The 5,464-nt window shown below is 50.7% G+C and carries 5 protein-coding genes; 3 read left to right on the forward strand and 2 right to left on the reverse strand.

The annotated features are described in order from the left end of the window. A partial coding sequence (locus E1189_RS03815; RefSeq protein ID WP_230460128.1) for a hypothetical protein occupies nt 1-322 on the forward strand: 322 nt, incomplete at its 5' end. An 18-nt stretch (nt 323-340) separates the two neighbouring features. On the opposite strand, the gene pepT is transcribed toward E1189_RS03815, so the two are convergent. Then, nucleotides 341-1,576, reverse strand: a complete 1,236-nt coding sequence (gene pepT / locus E1189_RS03820; RefSeq protein ID WP_155158744.1) for a peptidase T — start codon at nt 1,574-1,576, stop codon at nt 341-343. A gap of 185 nt (nt 1,577-1,761) precedes the next feature. On the opposite strand from pepT, the gene E1189_RS03825 reads away from it, so the two are divergent. Both E1189_RS03825 and metK read left to right on the forward strand, forming a co-directional pair. Further along, the gene (locus tag E1189_RS03825) at nt 1,762-2,781 is read left to right on the forward strand and encodes an ArsR/SmtB family transcription factor (RefSeq protein WP_155158745.1); all 1,020 of its coding nucleotides are present in this window, start codon (nt 1,762-1,764) and stop codon (nt 2,779-2,781) included. Between the two features lie 7 nt (nt 2,782-2,788). Continuing rightward, complete coding sequence (metK, locus tag E1189_RS03830) at nt 2,789-3,952, forward strand: methionine adenosyltransferase (RefSeq protein WP_155158746.1); 1,164 nt, start codon at nt 2,789-2,791, stop codon at nt 3,950-3,952. A gap of 70 nt (nt 3,953-4,022) precedes the next feature. Here the strand turns inward: metK and E1189_RS03835 are convergent, their stop codons facing one another. Beyond that, nucleotides 4,023-5,273: a hypothetical protein gene (locus E1189_RS03835; RefSeq protein ID WP_155158747.1), complete on the reverse strand. Its 1,251-nt coding sequence runs from the start codon at nt 5,271-5,273 to the stop codon at nt 4,023-4,025. Between the last annotated feature and the right edge of the window lie 191 nt (nt 5,274-5,464).

Consider the following 5,464-nt stretch of genomic DNA (forward strand, 5'->3'; position numbering starts at 1 on the left):
CTCTTTCGATCCTTATCATAGGCAATGGCACATAAAAGTTAACCAGCCTCGGGAAACACGAATGTATGGTTTTGTGTGGACTAATATGGACATTCTGGATATACAAAATCAAAAAGTAGCCCACCTGGTGCAGCTCCGTCCTACTGCGGATAGTGAGGGGGGTGTAAAAGTATGCATAAATGCCCACCCTAACCACTCCGATGGGCATCTGAAAGAGGACGGGGGGCAGAAGGCTAACGTACTGTCTCACCAATTTCCCTCTGACCTTATGCTTGTCCGGCTCCAGCACGACAAACAGAAGGGCCTGCCTAACTACGAATAACACAACCCCGGATAGTTGTTAACTGGCCTGATACTTCTCAGCAGTCAGGCGAGCCACCTCAACAATAACGTCAACACTCTTCATGGCAGATTCAACCACCAGATATTCGTGAACACCGTGGAAGTTGTGGCCGCCAGTGAAAATGTTCGGGCAAGGCAACCCCATGAAAGACAGACGCGCACCGTCGGTACCACCACGGATTGGCTTTTCCAGAGGGGTTACGTCGCACTTCACCATGGCTTCACGGGCGATATCAACAACGTGAGGTACCTTGTCGACCTCTTCCTTCATGTTGCGGTAGTTGTCAGTGATCTCAATAACAACACGCTCTTCGCCCAACTGCTTGTTCATGTTCTCGGCAACAGACAGCATCAGCTCTTTGCGCGCTTCGAACTTCTCTTTGTCGTGGTCACGGATGATGTAATCCAGTTCAGCAGTGGTGACAGTGCCGCTGGTACCGTGCAGGTGGATAAAACCTTCGTAACCTTCCGTGTGTTCAGGCACTTCCATAGCTGGCATATCGTTGGCGTAGGTACGGGCCAGAGTCTGGGCGTTGATCAGTGCATTCTTAGCGGTGCCCGGGTGCACACTGCGACCATGGAAAGTCACTTTAGCTCCGGCTGCGTTGAAGTTTTCGCACTCCAGCTCACCTTCTTCACCACCGTCGATGGTATAAGCCCACTGAGCACCGAACTTAGGCACGTCGAAGTGGTTGGCACCACGGCCGATTTCTTCGTCCGGAGTGAAGCCGATAGCGATATCACCATGAGGAATGTCAGGGTTGGCCTGCAGGAATTCGACAGCGGTCAGGATAGCGGCGATACCAGCCTTGTTGTCAGCACCCAGCAGAGTGGTGCCGTCGGTGGTGATCAGCGTTTTGCCGATGTAGTTCTTCAGCTTGGGGAATTCTGCTGGGTCGAGGCTTACGTCAGCATTCAGAGCAATCGCTTCACCGTTGTAGTTCTCAACAATCTGAGGTTTCACATTTGCACCGGATGCGTCCATGGCGGTATCCATGTGAGCAACAAAACCGATAGCAGGAACGTCACCTTCAATGTTGGCAGGCAGCTTGCCCATTACATATCCATTGTCGTCCATGGAAATATCGCTCAGGCCCATGGCCTGCATTTCTTCCTGGATTGCTGCACCAAGGATCTTCTGTTTGGGCGTGCTGGGAACGGTGATGCTGGAGCTGTCGGACTGAGTGTCGAAAGAGACGTAGCGGAGGAAACGATCCAGATATGCCTGTTTCATAGCAAAAACCTGCCAACTTTATGAAGGGAGAAAGCGGGCTAACTTAAAGGTTTTGCAACAGCGTTGCCTTGATCTGAATTAGGGTCTGTTGTGATTTCATGATCAAACTCAGCATTTTCAATTCGCTGACAACCTATATCAATTTTTTTTGATGCTTCCTATTTATACTGTTAGACTCCCTCGCTATGACAGTCGTAATAGCCAAGCCTCAGGATACTCAATCCAACCTTGAACTCACCCAGCTCGCCACTCTTGGCAAGGCTATGGGTGATTCATTGCGTCTGGAGGTTTTACGTTTATTGCGCACGGAATCTCTGGGAGTCCTGGAACTGACCCGCATTCTCGATACTCGGCAGTCTGGCCTTAGCCATCATTTGAAAGTGCTGTCCCGTGCCGGGCTGGTGTCTACCCGTCGTGAAGGAAACTCCATCTTCTATCGCCGCGCCTTACCGCCAATGGATTCTGCTCAGGGACGATTGATTCAATCCTTCTTTGAAGCCATTGATGAAGTACCACTAGCCGTTAAATATCGTGAGCGCTTGCAGGAGATTCGTCAGGCGCGAGCTGAGCAGTCACGGGTGTTCTTTTCCCGCAATATCCAGGCATTTCGCCACCATCAGGAGCTGATTGCCGATCACGATCTGTACTCCCGCACAGTGCTGGAAATGCTGGCTCATGTCGACAGTCTGAACCGTGGCACTGTGCTTGAACTCGGCCCCGGAGAAGGCACATTTTTGCCTCAGCTGTCAGAACAGTTCCAAAGGGTTATCGCTCTCGATAACTCCCGCGACATGCTCGAACAAGCCAGAGCCAAAGCCCATAAAGCCGGTATTACCAATGTCGAATACCGCCTTGGTGAGCTGTCTCTGCTGGCCGACGAAGGCATGTCGGTTGATTGCATTATCGCCAACATGGTTTTACACCATGTTCCCGCACCAGCCGCTATCTTTCGTGAAGCGGCTACGTTATTACGACCCGGCGCAAGTCTGTTTATCAGCGACCTCAGCCGTCACGATCAGGAGTGGGTGAAAGACTCCTGCGGTGATTTATGGCTGGGCTTCAGTACTGACGAACTAAGTGGCTGGGCAAGAGAAGCCGGCCTTGTGGAAGGAGAATCCCAGTATCTTGGGCTTCGCAATGGTTTCCAGATACAGGTTCGGCAATTTTATCGCCAGCGCCGTCGCCAAGAATTACTTGAGGATTAAGAAAATCATGGCTGAATACTCCCTGTTTACTTCAGAGTCTGTCTCTGAAGGACACCCCGATAAAGTCGCAGACCAGATCTCCGATGCCATTCTGGATGCCATCCTGGAAGATGACCCGGAAGCCCGTGTTGCTGTGGAAACCATGGTAAAAACCGGCATGGTTATTGTGGCGGGTGAAGTACGCACCGACACTTACGTTGATATTGAAGACATTGTGCGTGGCGTTGTCACCAGCATCGGTTATGACCACGGCGATCTGGGTTTTGATGGCGAAAGCGTTGCGGTTATTAATGCGATCGGCAAGCAGTCTGTTGATATCGCAATCGGTGTAGATGAAACCGACGACCGCGAACAGGGTGCAGGCGACCAGGGTCTGATGTTTGGTTATGCGACCAACGAAACCGACTCCATGATGCCAGCACCTGTTCACTACTCCCACAAGCTGGTTCAACGTCAGGCCGAACTGCGCAAGAACAAAACCCTGCCATGGCTGCGCCCAGACGCGAAGAGCCAGGTGACTATGCGTTATGGCAGCGATGGCAAGCCTGTTGCTGTTGATGCGGTTGTACTGTCTACCCAGCACGATCCAAGCATCAGCCTGGAGCAACTGCGTAAAGACGTTCTGGAAGAAGTGATTAAGCCTGTTCTGCCAGCAGAATGGCTGCACGAAGGCACCCAGTACCATATTAATCCAACCGGCAACTTCGTTATCGGTGGCCCGGTGGGCGACTGCGGTCTGACTGGCCGTAAGATTATCGTTGATACCTATGGTGGTATGGCCCGTCACGGTGGCGGTGCTTTCTCCGGTAAGGACCCTTCCAAGGTTGATCGTTCCGCCGCTTACGCAGGCCGTTACGTTGCCAAGAACATTGTGGCGGCTGGTCTGGCCGACCGTTGCGAGATTCAGGTGTCTTACGCAATTGGTGTTGCCGAGCCAACGTCCATCAGTGTGAACACTTTCAGCACAGGCAAGATTGCCGACGAGAAGATTGTTGAGCTGGTGCGCGAGCACTTTGATCTGCGCCCTAAAGGCCTGATCGCCATGCTGGACCTCAAGCGTCCCATTTACCAGGCTACTGCCGCTTATGGTCACTTTGGCCGTGACGACGAGAACTTCACCTGGGAGCACACCGACAAAGCTGCCATCCTGCGTGAACAGGCTGGTATCTAATTCGATCCGCTTGAAAAGTACATAAAAAAACGGAGCCAGCTGGTTCCGTTTTTTTATGACAAAACAGTAATTATTCTGCTTCGATCTGGAACTCCTGATCAGTCAGGAGACTGTTGATAGACGTTCGAGTATCCAGGTATTTCTTGAGTTTCTCGTACCCATCTTCTGGGAGGGCGAGTTTCAACTTTTTACCTTTCCATTCCGCTTTACCAGTGGCAATCAGAAGAGCGATAGCTTCTGTGCTCCACTTGCCATGGGTACCGGCGAACTGTGGCGTGTCGTAACCTGAACCTTGGGCGAAAGGTGTTTTGTGACTCTGACCAAAACACTGGCCAATCAGGTCCGCTTCCTGACCATCAGGCAGGCCATAAGTTGAGATGAACACACCCCATCCACCAGGTTGCCCCCCGCTGTTCACAAGGGATACTGAGAAGTAACCATCAAAGTCTTCACTCTTGCCACACACAGTCTTGCGCTCCAGCACCTTCACCTTCAAGGAGATAAAGCGTGCACCGGAATTTACATCATCAATACTGCCCGTAACAATGGGGTAGTGCTTGAATGTGTTCCCATCAATTGCAGGGTGAACACGTCCACCTACAGCAAACGCATCCGCACTCAGCATACCCACTGCCGAGGCAGCATCAGGATCAGTAACCTGCTTGTCTTTCCAACCTTCGTTTTCTGCACCGACAGGTGGCAGCAGGTTGTAGGCGTGAACAAAAGCTTTACCAAGCTTCTCTGTATAGGAACCTTTGGTAAACCTTCTTGCATCTGGGTTGCTGAAGTTCTTGATGCCAATTTTATTGATGAAAGCCTCGTCAAAGAGAGTTCCCTTTTCATACTTTGACTCTGTATCACTGTTTGCAGTGTCATCACGATCCTTACCCTCACTATCTTGGGCATTAGGATCAACGTCTTCTTCAACTTCAACAGTAACGTCATCATCCATATCGAAGTCTTTCTTGAACTCATCTCGATAGTCTTCAAACTTCTTTCGTATTTCCTCATTCTGAGGAGGAATGGTGCCATCATTGTTGGTAGTTGAAACAGCCATTGGAGGATTAGGAGCTTCCTTTTGAGGAGCTTCCTTTTGAGGAGCTTCCTTTTGTTGGGTTGCTGACTTAGGTGCCTGTTTGGGCGTATTTGCTGTTGTAACTTTTCGGCGCTTTTCAGCAGCAACAATCATTTGCTGAAGCTTCTCTTTTTTAGGGAGGCCTGCATAGGTCGCACCACTGAAAGAAAGTGCTGCCAACACCACCAGCAGCAGTAGTACACCTGTGATTGTGCCAGCCAGACTCCCTGATTTGATAGTTTCCATTCCTTTCCTCCTGTCAATCGGTATGGGATAGATGGGTTCATAGACCGCAAGGACATCCGGTGCCCACAATCGTAATGTGCGGCTAGTCGCTATGGTCTGGAGGTATGACCAATAGAGAGGACAAACATTCACATCTATGCCCAGAACAACAACCGTTTTGTCAGAAGGACTTGCAAAATGCTATATCAATA

The organism is Parendozoicomonas verongulae, assembly GCF_009711465.1.
GTDB classification, from domain to species: Bacteria; Pseudomonadota; Gammaproteobacteria; order Pseudomonadales; family Endozoicomonadaceae; genus Sansalvadorimonas; species Sansalvadorimonas verongulae.